The organism is Phenylobacterium zucineum HLK1 (assembly GCF_000017265.1).
GTDB lineage: Bacteria > Pseudomonadota > Alphaproteobacteria > Caulobacterales > Caulobacteraceae > Phenylobacterium > Phenylobacterium zucineum.
In genome coordinates, this window is sequence record NC_011144.1 from 3,676,770 (window position 1) to 3,691,331 (window position 14,562).

Below are 14,562 nucleotides of genomic sequence, written 5' to 3' on the forward strand. Positions count from 1 at the left end.
AAGGGGCTGCGTCACTTCGGATAGAGGATCATCTGCGTGCAGCGGAACAGGGCCATGGTCTTGCCGGTGGTCTCGTTCCTGGCCTCGGCGTCCCAGACCTGGGTCATGCGCCCGCCGTGGACCAGCCGGGCCTCGCAGGAGACGACCTCGCCCTCCTTTGCGGTGGCGAGATAGTTGGCCTTCAGCTCGATGGTCGTGAAGCCGCTCGCCCCCTCGGGCGCGGAGGCCATGCAGGCGTAGCCGCAGGCGGAGTCCCCGAGGGCGATCACCGAGGCGGCGTGGAGGAAGCCGTTCGGGGCCGTGTGCCCCTTGCGGACCGTGAAGCGGCCCCGCGCGCGGCCGTTCGCCACCTCCTCCCATTCGAGGCCGAGCTCGCCCGGCAGCGTGCCCTTCTGCCGCTCGGCGAACTGCGCCGCCAAATCGCCGTCCATCATGCCTGGCCTCCCTTCAATCGGTCGAAGGCGCGGACCGCCATCGAGGCCAGCGCCACCGCGCAGAGCGTCTCGACGCCGTCCTTCACCGCATAGACCCGCGCCTCCACGGGGATCAGCGTGCGCCCGGCCTTGATCGTCTCGGCCCGGCAGACGAGCCGCTCGCCCACGCCGGGCGCGACGAAATTGATCTTGTACTCGGCGGTGAGCACCGTCTCGCCGTCGCGCACGACGGTCGCGGCCGCCGCCGCCGTGGCGTCGTCCACCAGGAAGCCGATCGCCCCGCCGTGGAAGAAGCCGTTCTGCTGGGCCACCTCCTTGCGGAACGGGAGCGACAGCACGACCCGCCCCGGCGCGACCTCGTCGATGCGGACGTCCAGGTGGTGCAGCATGCCCTGGCCGTTCAGGCCTGCATGGATGCGTTCGCGGATCGTCGCGAACCCGGGCTCGGCTGTCTCGCTCATCGTGATTCCCCCACGCCTTCACGGTCGAGGTAGGAAGCGGACCTTGCGGAAACCAAGACCTGGCGTCAGCCCCTTCGCGCGCGGGTTCCCCGCCGTCACGATTGCAGGCCTGAGGCCCGGCGCGCTAAGCCCTCGTCCGATCCTTCGAAAGCCGGGTTTGGGGAGGCGCATGAGCATCAGGGGCCAGGCCTATGTGATGGGGGCGTTCGAGCACCCCACGCGCGATGCGCCGGAAAAGACCACCGCACAGCTGCACGCCGAGAGCGCCCGCGGCGCCCTGGCGGACGCCGGCCTCTCGTTCGCGGACGTCGACGGCTATTTCTGCGCAGGCGACGCCCCTGGGTTCGGCGGCCTGTCGATGGTCGACTACATGGGCCTGCGCAACGTCCGGCACCTGGACTCCACCGAGATGGGCGGCTCGTCCTACATCGCCCACGTGGGGCACGCGGCCCAGGCGATCGCGGCGGGCAAGTGCAGGGTCGCGCTGATCACCCTGGCCGGGCGGCCGCGCAACGGCGGCAACCGGCCCGGCGCGAGCATGCGGCCCGGCGGCGGCGGAACGGGGCTGTCGGACGGCCCGCCCGAAGCCGGCTTCGAGCACATCTACGGCGGCTCGACCCACAACACCTACGGCATGGCCGCCATGCGCCACATGCACGAGTACGGCACGACCTCGGAACAGCTCGCCTGGATCAAGGTGGCCGCCAGCCACCACGCCCAGTGGAACGAGCACGCCTTCCTGAAGAACGTGGTCACCGTCGAGGAGGTGGTGAACTCGCGGATGATCTCGGATCCGCTGCACCTCCTGGACTGCTGCGTCGTCACCGACGGCGGCGGCGCCCTGGTGGTGACCAGCCCCGAGATCGCGAAGAGCCTGAACCGGCCGAAGGTGCGCGTGCTGGGCGCCGGCGAGGCGCCGAAGGGGCAGATGGGCGGGGACCTCGACCTGACCTATTCGGGGGCGGTGTGGTCGGGGCCGCGGGCGTTCGAGGAGGCCGGCGTCACGCCCGCCGACATCAAGTACGCCTCGATCTACGACAGCTTCACCATCACGGTGCTGATCCAGCTGGAGGACCTGGGCTTCTGCGCCAAGGGCGAGGGCGGCCGGTTCGTGGCCGACGGAAACCTGATCTCCGGCGTCGGCAAGCTGCCCTTCAACACCGACGGCGGCGGCCTGTGCAACAACCACCCCACCAACCGCGGCGGCATGACCAAGGTGATCGAGGCCGTGCGCCAACTGCGCGGCGAGGCTCATCCGAAGGTGCAGGCGCCGAACTGCGACCTGGCCATCGCCCACGGCACCGGCGGCTCGCTGGGGATCCGCCACGGCTCCGCGACCGTGATCCTGGAACGGGAGGCTTGAGCATGTCCGAGGTCATGAGCCGGCCGATCCCGGCCCCGCCGGTCACCGTCGAGAGCAAGCCCTTCTGGGACGCCGCCTCCGAGGGACGCTTCCTCATCAAGCGCTGCACGGCGTGCGCGAAGGCCCACTGGTATCCGCGGACCATCTGCCCCTTCTGCGCCTCGGACGCGACGGTGTGGGAGGAAAGCCCCGGCGAGGGCGAGGTCTACAGCTTCTCCATCATGCGCCGCTCGCCGACCGGCCCGTACGCCCTGGCCTACGTCACCCTGAACGAGGGCCCCCGAGTGCTGACCAACATCGTGGACGTGACGCCCGAGGACCTGAGGATCGGCATGCGGGTGAAAGTGCGCTTCCAGGAGACCGAGGGCGAAGGCCCGCCGGCGCCGGTTTTCGCCCCCGCCTAAGGGCGGCGACCAAGATCGAAGCCGCGTGGACCCGACCCATCAAATGAGTATTCGATCACCTGGAGCGGTCATCAAAGTAGAAGACCTTGCGCCAATTCACGATTTTGCGACGGCCGCTTTGTGTATAGAGTGGCGTCACGGTCGGGGGGTTACGGTTCAGGGAGATTGAAAGTGAAGCTTCGACTGATCACCGTCGCCGCGATCGCGACCGCCGCCGGCCTCGCCGCCTGCCAGCAGCGCACCGAAGAGCCCGCCGAAGTGACCGCGCCGCCCGCCGATGCGGCGACCACCGGCACGATGGGCGACACCGGCGCCATGGCTCCCGCTCCGGCCCCGGGGACGATGGGCGACACGACCGGGACGACCGGCACGATGGGCGACACCACGGGAACGATGGGCGCGACGACCCCGCCCCCCACCACGACCCCGCCGCCGACCGACGGCACGGGCACGACCGGCTCCACCACCACCCCGCCGCAGTAGGCGGACCCGGCTACCCGGCCTTCGCCGGGTCGCTCACCTCGGCGAGCACCTCCTCGGTGTGCTCGCCGAGCCTGGGCGCGTGACGCCGGATGTTCGCCGGCGACTTCGAGAACTTCACCGGCGGCTTGATCATCCGGTAGCGGCCGACCTCGGCGTGCTCGTAGGTCTGGAAGAAGTCCACCGCCTGCAGGTGCGGATCGGCGTCCAGGTCCTCGAACGTGTTGGTCTTCACCACCGGGATCGACAGCGGCTTGAGGATGTCGAGCCACTCCTGGGTCGTCTTGGTGGCCGCGGCCTGCTCGATGAGGCCGTAGAGCTCGCGCGTGTGCTTCGCCCGCGTCGCATAGTCGGCGAAGCGGGGATCGGATTTCACCGCCTCGCCGAAACCCGCAGCGTCGAAGAACTGGTCCCACTGCCGGTCGGTGTAGGGCAGCAGGCCGATGTAGCCGTCCTTGGTCCGGAACGGCTTGCGGTTGGGATTGATCACCCGCTGGTAGCCCCACTGGCCGGTCGGCGGCTCGTAGGCGCGGTCGTAGAGGTGCTCGACCAGCAGGAAGCTCGTCACGCACTCGTACATCGGCACTTCCACGAACTGGCCCTCGCCGGTGCGCTGGCGGTGCAGCAGGGCGGCGGTGACGCTCTGGGCGAAGAAGAGGCCCGAGACCTTGTCGGCGATCAGCGTCGGCAGGATGCGCGGAACCGGGTTCCCGTCCGTGCGCGGCAGGATGTCGGCCATGCCCGAGGCCGACTGGATCAGGTCGTCGTAGGCGGGCTCGCCCGCATAGGGCCCGTCCGAGCCGTAGCCGGCGGCGTGAGCGTAGACGATGTCGGGCCGTACCTGCGCCACATCCTCGTAGGCCAGGCCCAGGCGCTTCAGGCCCTCGTAGCGGATCGAGGTGGCGAAGACGTCGCAGGTGCGGATCAGCCGCCGCAGGGCGCGCCGCGCGCTCTCCTGCTTCAGGTCCAAGAGGATCGAGCGCTTGTTGCGGTTGATGGTCAGGAAGATCGGGCCCATGTCGCGCGGACAGCCCTCGGGCGTGTGGCCCGCCCAGCGCATGATGTCGCCGCCGTCGCCGCGGCCCGAGCCGGGGTCCTCCAGCTTGATCACATCGGCGCCCTGGTCGGCCAGGATCTGGGTGCCGTAGGCGCCGTTCACGACGCTGGTGAGGTCCAGGACCCGGATCCCGGCGAGCGGTCCGGTGGCCTTGTCCGCAAGCCGCTTGGCTTCCCCCACGTTACGTCTCCCCTGTGACCGGCGCATCGCTATGATGCCACCACAACACCAATTTCCGCCGGGGGAGGCCAGTGGACTTCGAGCTGTCCGAAGAGCACCGCATGCTCAAGGACCTGGTCGCCAGGTTCGTCCGCGACGAGCTCACGCCGCTGGAGGCCGGAGTCATGGCCCGCGAGGCCGAGGGCAAGGGCGCCTATCTCGCGCCCGAGGAGCACGCCCGGCTGGACGAGGTGTCCCGCCGTCTTGGGCTCTGGGGCCTGGACGCGCCCGAGGACGTCGGCGGCTCGGACCTGCCGATGGTCGCCATGGTCGGCGTCGAGGAGGAGCTGGGCCGCACCGTCACGCCCTACACCCTGCCGCCCGACAGCCCGAACCTGCGCATGCTGATGGCCACCGTCGACGAGCGCCAGCGGGCGGCCTACCTCGCGCCCTACGTGGCCGGCAAGACGGTCTCGGCGATCGGCATCTCCGAGCCCGGCGCCGGCTCGGACCCGGCGGCCATGACCACCCGCGCCGTGCGCGACGGGGACGACTGGGTGATCGACGGCCGGAAGATCTGGATCAGCCGCGCCGACCACGCCGACTTCACCATCCTGATGGCGGTCACCGACAAGGAGAAGGGCGCCCGCGGGGGCGTCTCGGCCTTCCTCGTCGACAAGGGGACTCCCGGCTTCAACGTCCTGCGCCGGATCCCCATGCTGGGCGGACAGTATACCTACGAGATCGCCCTGGAGGGCTGCCGGGTCGAGGGCTGGAAGCTGCTGGGCCAGGAGGGCGCAGGCTTCGCGCCCATGCAGACGCGGCTGGGGACCCGGCGCATCCAGATGGCCGCCTGGTCGGTCGGCATGGCGCAGCGGGCGCTGGACATGGTCGTGGACTATGCGCCCCAGCGGAAGACCTTCGGCGTCCCGCTGTCCGAGCGCCAGGCCATCCAGTGGTGGGTGGCCGAGGCCGCGACGAAGATCCACGCCGCGCGGCTGATGACCTACGACTGCGCCTGGAAGCTGGACCAGGGCCGCGACGTCCGCTCCGAGATCAGCATGATCAAGTGGTATGCGACCGAGATGGCCTATGAGACGGTCGACCGCGCCATGCAGGCGTTCGGCGCCATGGGCATGACCAAGGAGCTGCCCCTGCAGCTGATGCAGGCCAAGCTCCGCACCATGCGGATCTACGACGGGCCCACGGAAGTCCACAAATGGGTGGTGGCCCGAAACCTCCTGGGGACGAGAAGATGAAATCGGCTTTCGGCGACCACGTGACCGTGGCGATGGACGGACACGTGGCGGTGGTCACCCTGGACCGGGCCCCGCACAACTTCGTCTCGGTGGAGTTCATGCGCGACCTGGCCGACGCCATGGACGCGATCGACAACAACGACACGGCCCGGGCCATTGTGCTGCAGACCGAGGGCCGGACGTTCTGCGGCGGGGCGGACTTCTCCTCGCCCGACGACAAGGTGGCCTCGGGCATGGACGGGGTGCAGGCGCTCTACGCCCAGGCGGTGCGGCTGTTCTCGGTGGAGACCCCGATCGTCGCGGCCGTGCAAGGCGCGGCGGTGGGCGCGGGCCTGGGCCTGGCGCTGACGGCCGACTTCCGCGTCGCCGCGCCCGAGGCGCGGTTCGTGGCCAACTTCGTCAAGCTGGCGTTCCATCCCGGCTTCGGCCTCACCCACACCCTCCCGCGGGTGATCGGCCAGCAGCGCGCCAGCCTGATGTTCCTGACCGGCCGGCGGATCAAGGCCGAGGAGGCGCTGGCCTGGGGCCTGGTGGACGAACTGGTCCCGGCCGAGGAGGTGCGCGCCGCCGCCCTGCGGCTCGCCCACGAGATCGCCGAGAACGCGCCCCTGGCGGTCGTCTCCACGCGCAAGACCCTGCGCGCCGACCTCGCCGCCGCAGTGAAGGCCCAGACGGCGCACGAGCACCAGGAGCAGGCGCTGCTGCGCCAGACCGAGGACTTCAAGGAAGGCGTCCGCGCCGTCGCCGAGCGCCGCCCGGGGAACTGGGTCGGCCGCTGAGGCTCAGCCCAGGTTGAACCGCTCGCCGGCGGCGCGTTCGCACTCGGCGGCGAGCTCCTTGAACAGCAGCGACAGGATCACCAGCGCCCTGCCCTCCACGTCGGCCGCCTCGGCGCCCGGATGCCAGTCCACGGCCATGTCGAAGGCCAGTTCGGGGATCATGGCGTTGCGGCCCAGGACGCTGACCACGGCCGAGCCGGGCTCGCCCGGGCGGGCGCGGGCGGTGACCACCCAGCGGAGCTGTTCGTTGGCCCGGTCGGCCACCCCTAGCCCTCCACCGGCGCCGGGGCGCGGGGCGCCAGGGCCGCGGCTTCCCGGGCGAGCGCGGTGATCCGGTCCCAGTCGCCGGCGCGGACCGCGTCGGCCGGGGCCACCCAGCTGCCGCCGACGCAGATCACGTTCGGCAGGGCCAGGTACTCGGCGGCGTTCTTCGCGCCGACCCCGCCGGTGGGGCAGAACTTCGCCTGCTGGAAGGGACTCTGGTAGGCCTTCAGGGCGTCGACCCCCCCGACGATGTTCGCCGGGAAGAGCTTGAAGTGCGTAAAGCCGGCCGCGAGGCCCGCCATCAGTTCGGTGGCCGTGGCGACGCCGGGCAGCAGCGGCGCAGGGCCGTCGGGGCCCTCGCCCTCGATCAGGCCCGGGCTGACCACGAACTTCGCGCCCGCCTCGGCCGCGGCGCGGCGCATCTGACGGTTCAGCACGGTGCCGGCGCCGACGATGGCGCCCTCGATCCCGGACATGGCGCGGATGCAGTCCAGGGCCACGGGCGTGCGGAGCGTGACCTCCAGCACCGGAAGGCCGCCCGCCACCAGCGCCCGGCCGAGGGGCACGGCGTGGGCCACGTCGTCCACCACCAGCACCGGGATGACGGGCGCGCGGGTCAGGATGTCGGGCAGGGTCATAGACGCTCCATCTGCTCAAGTTCGCGCGCGGCGCCGACGATGGCCGGATAGGGATGCAGCACGAGATAGGTCGGGACGCCGCGAACATAGTCCGAGAGGCGGCCCTTGTCCTCGAAGCGGGCGCGGAAGGGGCCGGCGGCCAGCCGGTCGGCCATGCGCGGGGCGATGCCGCCCGAGACATAGACCCCGCCGCGGGCCCCGAAGCTGAGCGCGAGGTCGCCGGCCACCGAGCCCAGGATGCCGGCGAACCGGTCCAGCGCCGCGCCGGCCAGGGGATCGCCCGCCAGCCCCTCGGTCATCACCGCCGGCGGGTCGGCGAGCGGCGCGGGACGGCCCTCGATGTCCGCCAGCCCCTGGTAGATGTCGAACAGCCCCTGCCCCGACAGCAGCCGCTCGATCGAGACCCGGCCGTAGCGCGCCTTCAGCCGGCGCCAGAGCTCGACCTCGATCTCGTCGGTGGGGGCGAAGGCGGCGTGGCCGCCCTCGGTCGCCACGGCCACGTCGCCGCGCTCGCTGCGCGCCACGCCCGCCACGCCGAAGCCCGTGCCCGCGCCCAGGACCACCACCGGACAGTCGTAGGCGCCGCGGCCGAGGTCGGGACCGATGGCCCGCAGGTCGCCCGCGTCCAGCCGCGGGCACGCCAGCGCCTGGGCCGCGAAGTCGTTGATCAGCTTGACCGCCTCGAACTCGAAGTGGGCCAGGAGGTCGCCCTCGGTGACGTGCCAGTCGAGGTTGGTGAACTCGATCTCGCCGTCGAGCACCGGCCCGGCCACCGCGATCACCGCCCGGGGCGGCCGCCGCTTCCCCGCAGTGGTCTGGATGTACTCGGCGACGATGTCGGTGAGGCTGCCGTACTCGCGCGACTCGAAGGTGCGCGGGTTGCGGATGCGCCCTTCGACGTCCACCAGGGCGAAGCGGGCGTGGGTGCCGCCGACGTCGCCCACCAGGCCTGCGTACTGCGGCTTCATCAGGCCGCCTCGAACAGGGCGCAGGCGCCCGTGTCGGCGGGCCCGGCCGCCCGGCGCATCCAGCCGAACAGCTCGCGGCCGTAGCCGACCTCGGAGGACCGGCCGGTCGCCGGCTCGCGGGCCATCAGTTCTTTCACCTCCACCTTGATCTCCAGCCGTCCCGCCTCGGCGTCGAGGCGGATGACGTCGCCGTCCCGCACCCGGGCCAGCGGCCCGCCGTCCGCCGCCTCGGGAGTCATGTGGATCGCCGCCGGCACCTTGCCCGAGGCGCCCGACATCCGCCCGTCCGTGACCAGGGCCACCTTGAAGCCCTTGTCGAGCTGGACGCCGAGCGCGGGCGTCAGCGAGTGCAGCTCGGGCATCCCGTTCGCCCTCGGCCCCTGGAAGCGGACCACGGCCACGAAGTCGCGGTTCAGCTCGCCGCGCCTGTGCGCCGCCAGCAGCGCCTCCTGGTCGTCGAACACGAGGGCCGGGGCCTCGACGATCCGGTGCTCAGGCTTGACCGCCGAGGTCTTGATGACGCCGCGGCCGAGCGGGCCGGTCAGCAGCCGCAGGCCGCCCTCGGCCTGGAAGGGGTCGTCCGCCGGCCGCAGGATGTCGCGGTCGAGGGTGGCGGCGGGCCCCTCGCGCCAGACCAGGCGGCCGCCGTCGAGGAACGGCTCCTGCTGGTAGCGGCGAAGGCCGGGGCCGGCGACGGTCATGACGTCCTCGTGGGCCAGGCCCGCGTCGAGCAGCTGGCGTGTGACGAAGGCCATGCCGCCGGCGGCGTGGAAGGCGTTCACGTCCTCGGTCCCGTTCGGATAGACCCGGGCGATCAGCGGCGTCACGCGCGAGAGGTCGTCCATGTCCTCCCAGGTGATCCGCACGCCGGCGGCGCGGGCCATGGCCAGGATGTGCAGGGTGTGGTTGGTCGAGCCGCCGGTGGCCAGCAGGCCGGCGATCGCGTTCACCAGGCTCTTCTCGTCCACCACCGCCGAGAACGGGGCGTAGCCGTTGGTCCCGTCGCGGATCTCGAGCGCCCGGCGAGGAGCCGCGGCGGTCAGGGCGTCGCGCAGCGGGGTGTTGGGCGTGACGAAGGCCGCGCCGGGCAGGTGCAGGCCCGACAGCTCCATCATCATCTGGTTGGAGTTGGCCGTGCCGTAGAAGGTGCAGGTGCCGGGGCCGTGGTAGGACTTCATCTCGGAGTCCAGCAGCTCGTCGCGGGTCGCCTTGCCCTCGGCGTACAGCGCGCGGACCCGCGCCTTCTCGGAATTGGATATCCCCGAGGTCATCGGCCCGCCCGGCACGAAGATCACCGGCAGGTGGCCGAAGGCGGCGGCGCCGATGAACAGGCCGGGCACGATCTTGTCGCAGATGCCCAGCATCAGGGCCGCGTCGAAGGCGTCGTGGGTCAGGGCCACCGCCGTCGACATGGCGATCACGTCGCGGCTGAACAGCGACAGCTCCATGCCCGGCCGCCCCTGGGTGACGCCGTCGCACATGGCGGGCACGCCGCCGGCGTACTGGGCGGTGGCGCCGGCCTCGCGAGCCGCGTGCTTGATGATGGCGGGGAAGCGCTCGTACGGCTGATGGGCCGAGAGCATGTCGTTGTAGGCCGAGACGATGGCCACGTTCGGCGCCGCGGGGTCGCGCATCCGCTGCTTGTCGCCCTCGGGCGAGGCGGCGAAGGCGTGGGCCCAGTTGGCGCAGGACAGCTTGCCCCGGCCGGGCGACTGGCCGCGGGCGGCCTCCATCCGGGCCAGGTAGTCGGCGCGGCTCTCCCGGCTGCGTTCGACGATCCTCTGGGTGACCTCGGCCGTGACGGGATGCAGCATGGGCGCGTCCTTTGCGGGGCTAGTGGGTGGGCGACCAGAAGATTCGCACCGGCGCCGCCGAGCCCGCGAGCAGCCGCCCCACGGGCAGATCCTCGCCGGCCTGGGCGCGCCGGATCACCTCGCGCTTAGCGTCCCCCGCGATCAAGAGGAAGACGCTGCGAGCCTGGGTCAGGGCAGACATCGTCAGACTGACACGGGCGGTCGGCGGCTTGCCGAGCCCTTCCGGCACATCGACGAGATGCTCCTTCGTGGAGAGCGCATGGGCAAGCCCCGGATCGCCCGGGATCAGCGACGCGACATGGCCATCCTCGCCCATCCCCAGCAGGACCGCATCGAACGGAAGCAGGGCCCGGATCGCCGCCGGATCGGGCCTTGGCCAGAGCGGCAGCAGGTGCGCCTTGGCCGCCTCGCCGACCAGCAGCCGTTCGCGGACCTGCCGGGCGTTGGAGTCGGGCGACGAAGCCTCCACGCAGCGCTCGTCCGACAGCGTGACGACCACCCGCGCCCAGTCCAGCCTGGCCTTGGCCAGCCGGTCGTAGACGGGGCCCGGCGAGCGGCCGCCGGTAGCCACCAGCCCCGCCCGTCCGCGGGTCTTCAGGGCCTCGGACAGGCAGGCGGCGACGGCGTGCGCGCAGGCCTCGCCCAGGGCGTCGGCGGAGGAATAGGTTTCCAGCATCCAGGCCACCTTAACGCGCCGCGCGGCGGATGGCGCCTAGCGCCGAGGGGTGTGCGCCAGCCGCAGGATATTGGCCGCGCCCGGCGCGCCCATCGGCAGGCCGGCCAGGATCAGGATCCGCTGGGCGGGGCCGGCCAAGCCCGCGGCCATGGCCTCGTGGCAGGCGAGCTTGGGGATGTCCTCGGGGTCGCGGATGTCGGCCACCACGCGCGCCTCGACGCCCCACGCCAGGGCGAGCCGGCGGGCGGTGGCGAGCCGGGGTGTCAGCGCCAGCGTCGGCTGCACCGGCCGCTCGCGCCCGAGCCGCAGCGCCGTCTGGCCGGTGAGGGTGAAGGCGGCCACGCAGGCGGCCGAGGCCGTCTCGGCGGCGTGGAAGGCGGCCGAGACGAGGGCGTCGGCGTCGCCCACCTCGTGCTGGGCGCGCATCAGCTCGGACCAGCGCGGGTCCTGCTCCACCCGGGTGATGATGCGGTCCATGATCGAGACCGCCTCGAGCGGATAGTCGCCCGCCGCCGTCTCGGCCGAGAGCATCACCGCGTCGGCGCCCTCGTAGACCGCGCCGGCCACGTCCGAGGCCTCGGCGCGGGTCGGGGTCGGCGAGTGGATCATCGACTCCAGCATCTGGGTGGCCACGATCACCGGGATGCCGCGCATCCGGGCGGCGCGGATGAGCTGCTTCTGGGCGACCGGCACCTCCTCGGGCGCGAGCTCGACGCCGAGATCTCCGCGGGCGACCATCACCGCCTCGGAGAGGTCGAGGATCTCGTCGAGCGCGTTGAGGGCGGCCGGCTTCTCGATCTTGGCAAGAACCCCGGCCCGGCCGGCCACGATCTGGCGCAGCTCCGCCATGTCGGACGCCCGCTGGACGAACGACAGCGCCACCCAGTCGACGCCCTCCTGCAGGGCGAACGCCAGGTCCTTGCGGTCCTTCTCGGTGAGCGCGGGAATGGGGATGGCCGAGCCCGGCAGGTTCAGCCCCTTGTGGTCCGAGAGCTGCTCGCCGGCCTCGACGACGGTGTCGGCCCAGTCGGGGCCGTGCTTGACCACCCGCAGCCGGACCTTGCCGTCGTCCAGCAGGACCACGGCCCCCTCGCGGATGGCGGCGAACACCTCGGGGTGGGGCACGCCGACCCGCTCCGAGTCCCCCGGCGTCTTGTCCATGTCGATGCGGAAGCGCTGGCCCGCCTTCAGCGGCGCCGAACGCTCGGCGAACCGGCCGAGGCGCAGCTTGGGCCCCTGCAGGTCGGCGAGGACGGCGATGGGGCGACCGACCGCCTGCTCGGCCTTGCGCACGTTTTGGATCGTGCGCGCATGGTCGGCGTGGGTCCCGTGGCTGAAGTTCACCCGGAACACGTCGGCGCCGGCCAGGGCGAGCTCGCGCACCTTGTCGAGGTCGCGGCTGGCGGGGCCAAGGGTCGCGACGATGCGCGCGCGGCGGGCTCGGATCATAATCTTCCGTCGGTCTTCCTGGGAGCGGGCTCTGACGAACGCGCAAGCGAGTCGCGAGCTTCCGGCGCCAAAGTTATCCAATCACGTTTAACTCACGTCGAGCGGAAACGGGGGGCTATGACGTGACCGCGCCCGCAGCATGGAGATACGCCTGTTGAGCCAGACGCTTGACCTGTTCCCGATCGGCAACTGCGCCGCCAGCGCCCTCATCGACCGGACCGGCCGCTACATCTGGGCCTGCGTTCCCCGGGTGGACGGAGACCCGGTGTTCTGCGCCCTGCTGGACGGCCGCGATCCGGCGGCGGAGAAGGCGCAGGGCCTGTGGGCGATCGACGTGGAGGGCGCCGCCGAGATCACCCAGGCCTATCTGCGCAACACCCCCATACTCCGGACCGAGATCCGCACCGCCGACGGCGCTGCGGTGGAGATCATCGACTTCTGCCCCCGCTACCGCCACCTGGGCCGGCAGTACCGGCCGATGGCCTTCGTGCGGATCGTGCGTCCGCTCGCCGGCGCGCCGCGCATCCGCGTGCGGCTGAGCCCGATGATGAACTACGGCGAGCGGGCCTGCTACCAGACCGCCGGCTCGAACCACATCCGCTTCGTCGGCGAGGTCATGACCCTGCGCCTGACCACCGACTGCCCGGTCAGCCACGTGCAGGAGGCGCGCACCTTCCGGCTGGAGGAGCCGCTGGGCTTCTTCCTCGGACCGGACGAGGGCCTCGACGCCGACGTCGCCACCGTCACCGAGCGGATGCTGCGCGAGACCACCGAGTACTGGCGGCGCTGGGTGCGCACCCTGTCCGTGCCGCTGCAGTGGCAGGAGGCGGTGATCCGCGCGGCCATCACGCTCAAGCTGTGCACCTACGAGGAGACCGGGGCCATCGTCGCGGCCCTCACCACCTCGGTCCCGGAGCACGCCGCCGACGACGGCGCCGGCCGCAACTGGGACTACCGGTACTGTTGGCTGCGCGACGCCTACTACGTCGTCCAGGCCCTCAACCGGCTGGGCGCGGCCGACATCCTGGAGAACTACCTGGGCTACCTGCGCAACATCGTCGACCAGGCCGGCCGCGGCTCGATCGAGGGCGGTCCGAACGGAAACGGCCAGCCGGCCCTGCCGGGGCTCGGGCCCTGCGGCGTCGACCGGGGCCGCGCCGGCCACGTGCAGCCCGTCTACGGCGTCGGCATGGAGCCGGTGCTGACCGAGTGGATCGCGCCCCACCTGCGCGGCTATCGCGGCATAGGGCCCGTGCGGGTGGGCAACCAGGCGCACGAGCACATGCAGCACGACGTCTACGGCCAGATCATCCTGTCCACCGTGCAGGCGTTCTTCGACGAGCGGCTGCTGCGCCCCGCCACGGTGGACGACTTCTGCGCCCTGGAGCCGATCGCCGAGCGGGCCTTCGAGCTGCACGACAAGCCGGACGCCAGCCTCTGGGAGTTCCGCGGCCGCGAGGCGGTGCACACCTACTCGTCGGTCATGTGCTGGGCCGCGTGCGACCGGCTGGGCAACGCCGCGGTCAAGCTGGGCCTGACCGAGCGGGCGGCCTATTGGAACGACCGGGCCGCCAGGATCCGCGCCACCATCGAGGCGCGGGCCTGGAACGAGGCCGAGGGCCGCTTCGCCGCCACCTTCGACGGCGACGAGCTGGACGCCTCGCTGCTGCAGCTCGTGGACGTGCGGTTCGCGTCGCCGGACGACCCACGCATGCAGGCCACCATGGCGGCCGTCGAGCACGGCCTGCGCCGCGGCCCGTTCATGCTGCGCTACGCCATCGCCGACGACTTCGGCGTGCCCAAGACCGCGTTCAACTTCTGCACCTTCTGGCTGATCGAGGCCCTGCACCTGTCGGGCCGCAGCGACGAGGCGCGCGCGCTGTTCGAGGAGATGCTGGAGCGCCGGACGGCCGCGGGCCTGCTGTCGGAGGACATCTCGTTCACCGGCGACGAGCTGTGGGGGAACTACCCCCAGACCTACTCGCTGGTCGGGCTGATCAACTGCGCCATGCTGCTGTCCGAGCCCTGGTCGAGCGTCCGGTAGGACCGAGCCGAGACCCCCTCCCGGGAACCTTCGCCGTCGTCGCGGGTAGTTCCGGCATGACCGACGAGACCAAGCTGCGCGAGGCGCTGCAGGCCGCCAACGCGCTGATCGGCCGGCTGCAGGAGCTGGTCGCCGACAGGCTGTCGCAGAAGGGCGAGTTCGACGAGGCGCGCGCCTTCTACGACGTGGTCGAGATCCTGGAGACCTCGCAGGAGATCTCCAAGGTGCGGATGGCGCTGGACGACGACCCGTTCCGTTTCGGCGACCCGACGCCCGCGGCGGCGGGAGACAACACGGGCTAGAGCGAAGACGC

General features: G+C 71.7%; 16 protein-coding genes. 7 read left to right on the forward strand and 9 right to left on the reverse strand.

Annotated features, from left to right (window positions below; genetic code table 11):
* Positions 1–11 precede the first annotated feature (11 nt).
* Positions 12–434: a PaaI family thioesterase gene (locus PHZ_RS17965; protein WP_049758331.1), complete on the reverse strand. Its 423-nt coding sequence runs from the start codon at positions 432–434 to the stop codon at positions 12–14.
* Positions 431–895, reverse strand: coding sequence for a PaaI family thioesterase (locus PHZ_RS17970; protein WP_041373683.1), 465 nt, complete (start codon positions 893–895; stop codon positions 431–433). The genes PHZ_RS17965 and PHZ_RS17970 overlap by 4 nt, the downstream gene beginning before the upstream one ends.
* A 169-nt stretch (positions 896–1,064) precedes the next feature.
* Here PHZ_RS17970 and PHZ_RS17975 point away from each other — a divergent pair, with 169 nt between their 5' ends.
* The 3 genes from PHZ_RS17975 (at position 1,065) to PHZ_RS17985 (ending at position 3,145) form a co-directional block, all read left to right on the forward strand.
* Positions 1,065–2,258, forward strand: coding sequence for a thiolase domain-containing protein (locus PHZ_RS17975; RefSeq protein WP_012523792.1), 1,194 nt, complete (start codon positions 1,065–1,067; stop codon positions 2,256–2,258).
* 2 nt (positions 2,259–2,260) lie between these two features.
* Positions 2,261–2,662 carry a Zn-ribbon domain-containing OB-fold protein gene (locus tag PHZ_RS17980; RefSeq protein ID WP_041373684.1) on the forward strand — a complete coding sequence of 134 codons (402 nt, stop codon included), beginning with the start codon at positions 2,261–2,263 and terminating at the stop codon, positions 2,660–2,662.
* A 171-nt stretch (positions 2,663–2,833) separates the two neighbouring features.
* Positions 2,834–3,145, forward strand: coding sequence for a hypothetical protein (locus PHZ_RS17985; protein ID WP_049758332.1), 312 nt, complete (start codon positions 2,834–2,836; stop codon positions 3,143–3,145).
* Positions 3,146–3,155: 10 nt separating this feature from the next.
* Here the strand turns inward: PHZ_RS17985 and PHZ_RS17990 are convergent, their stop codons facing one another.
* Positions 3,156–4,379: a CaiB/BaiF CoA transferase family protein gene (locus tag PHZ_RS17990; protein ID WP_012523794.1), complete on the reverse strand. Its 1,224-nt coding sequence runs from the start codon at positions 4,377–4,379 to the stop codon at positions 3,156–3,158.
* A 71-nt stretch (positions 4,380–4,450) separates the two neighbouring features.
* Between PHZ_RS17990 and PHZ_RS17995 the strand changes: the two genes are divergently transcribed.
* Positions 4,451–5,617: an acyl-CoA dehydrogenase family protein gene (locus PHZ_RS17995; RefSeq protein ID WP_012523795.1), complete on the forward strand. Its 1,167-nt coding sequence runs from the start codon at positions 4,451–4,453 to the stop codon at positions 5,615–5,617.
* Positions 5,614–6,396 carry an enoyl-CoA hydratase/isomerase family protein gene (locus PHZ_RS18000; protein ID WP_012523796.1) on the forward strand — a complete coding sequence of 261 codons (783 nt, stop codon included), beginning with the start codon at positions 5,614–5,616 and terminating at the stop codon, positions 6,394–6,396. Before PHZ_RS17995 ends, PHZ_RS18000 begins: the two co-directional genes overlap by 4 nt.
* A 3-nt stretch (positions 6,397–6,399) precedes the next feature.
* Here PHZ_RS18000 and PHZ_RS18005 read toward each other — a convergent pair whose 3' ends face one another.
* The 6 genes from PHZ_RS18005 to pyk are packed head-to-tail and all read right to left on the reverse strand — an operon-like array spanning position 6,400 to position 12,205.
* Positions 6,400–6,660 carry a hypothetical protein gene (locus PHZ_RS18005; RefSeq protein WP_041373685.1) on the reverse strand — a complete coding sequence of 87 codons (261 nt, stop codon included), beginning with the start codon at positions 6,658–6,660 and terminating at the stop codon, positions 6,400–6,402.
* A 2-nt stretch (positions 6,661–6,662) separates the two neighbouring features.
* A complete protein-coding gene (gene eda, locus PHZ_RS18010; protein ID WP_012523797.1) occupies positions 6,663–7,298 on the reverse strand; it encodes a bifunctional 4-hydroxy-2-oxoglutarate aldolase/2-dehydro-3-deoxy-phosphogluconate aldolase in 636 nt (211 codons plus the stop codon).
* The gene (gene glk, locus PHZ_RS18015) at positions 7,295–8,266 is read right to left on the reverse strand and encodes a glucokinase (protein ID WP_012523798.1); all 972 of its coding nucleotides are present in this window, start codon (positions 8,264–8,266) and stop codon (positions 7,295–7,297) included. The genes eda and glk overlap by 4 nt, the downstream gene beginning before the upstream one ends.
* Positions 8,266–10,080 carry a phosphogluconate dehydratase gene (gene edd / locus PHZ_RS18020; protein ID WP_012523799.1) on the reverse strand — a complete coding sequence of 605 codons (1,815 nt, stop codon included), beginning with the start codon at positions 10,078–10,080 and terminating at the stop codon, positions 8,266–8,268. Before edd ends, glk begins: the two co-directional genes overlap by 1 nt.
* Positions 10,081–10,099: 19 nt before the next feature.
* Positions 10,100–10,756 carry a 6-phosphogluconolactonase gene (pgl, locus tag PHZ_RS18025; RefSeq protein WP_012523800.1) on the reverse strand — a complete coding sequence of 219 codons (657 nt, stop codon included), beginning with the start codon at positions 10,754–10,756 and terminating at the stop codon, positions 10,100–10,102.
* A gap of 36 nt (positions 10,757–10,792) precedes the next feature.
* Entirely contained in the window at positions 10,793–12,205 is a 1,413-nt protein-coding gene (gene pyk / locus PHZ_RS18030; protein ID WP_012523801.1) for a pyruvate kinase, read from the reverse strand.
* Between the two features lie 139 nt (positions 12,206–12,344).
* Here pyk and PHZ_RS18035 point away from each other — a divergent pair, with 139 nt between their 5' ends.
* Both PHZ_RS18035 and PHZ_RS18040 read left to right on the forward strand, forming a co-directional pair.
* Positions 12,345–14,249, forward strand: a complete 1,905-nt coding sequence (locus PHZ_RS18035; RefSeq protein ID WP_012523802.1) for a glycoside hydrolase family 15 protein — start codon at positions 12,345–12,347, stop codon at positions 14,247–14,249.
* A 56-nt stretch (positions 14,250–14,305) separates the two neighbouring features.
* Positions 14,306–14,551 (forward strand): hypothetical protein, encoded by a 246-nt coding sequence (locus PHZ_RS18040; protein ID WP_041373686.1) that lies wholly within the window; start codon positions 14,306–14,308, stop codon positions 14,549–14,551.
* Positions 14,552–14,562: the final 11 nt, after the last annotated feature.

Bases quoted from the DNA above. Each gene is read 5' to 3' on its own strand.
- PHZ_RS17980 (WP_041373684.1), top strand. From the start codon at position 2,261: ATGTCCGAGGTCATGAGCCGGCCGATCCCGGCCCCGCCGGTCACCGTC.
- edd (WP_012523799.1), bottom strand. From the start codon at position 10,080: ATGCTGCATCCCGTCACGGCCGAGGTCACCCAGAGGATCGTCGAACGC.
- PHZ_RS17975 (WP_012523792.1), top strand. From the start codon at position 1,065: ATGAGCATCAGGGGCCAGGCCTATGTGATGGGGGCGTTCGAGCACCCC.
- pyk (WP_012523801.1), bottom strand. From the start codon at position 12,205: ATGATCCGAGCCCGCCGCGCGCGCATCGTCGCGACCCTTGGCCCCGCC.
- PHZ_RS18000 (WP_012523796.1), top strand. From the start codon at position 5,614: ATGAAATCGGCTTTCGGCGACCACGTGACCGTGGCGATGGACGGACAC.
- pgl (WP_012523800.1), bottom strand. From the start codon at position 10,756: ATGCTGGAAACCTATTCCTCCGCCGACGCCCTGGGCGAGGCCTGCGCG.
- PHZ_RS18035 (WP_012523802.1), top strand. From the start codon at position 12,345: ATGGAGATACGCCTGTTGAGCCAGACGCTTGACCTGTTCCCGATCGGC.
- PHZ_RS18040 (WP_041373686.1), top strand. From the start codon at position 14,306: ATGACCGACGAGACCAAGCTGCGCGAGGCGCTGCAGGCCGCCAACGCG.
- eda (WP_012523797.1), bottom strand. From the start codon at position 7,298: ATGACCCTGCCCGACATCCTGACCCGCGCGCCCGTCATCCCGGTGCTG.
- PHZ_RS17965 (WP_049758331.1), bottom strand. From the start codon at position 434: ATGATGGACGGCGATTTGGCGGCGCAGTTCGCCGAGCGGCAGAAGGGC.
- PHZ_RS17970 (WP_041373683.1), bottom strand. From the start codon at position 895: ATGAGCGAGACAGCCGAGCCCGGGTTCGCGACGATCCGCGAACGCATC.
- glk (WP_012523798.1), bottom strand. From the start codon at position 8,266: ATGAAGCCGCAGTACGCAGGCCTGGTGGGCGACGTCGGCGGCACCCAC.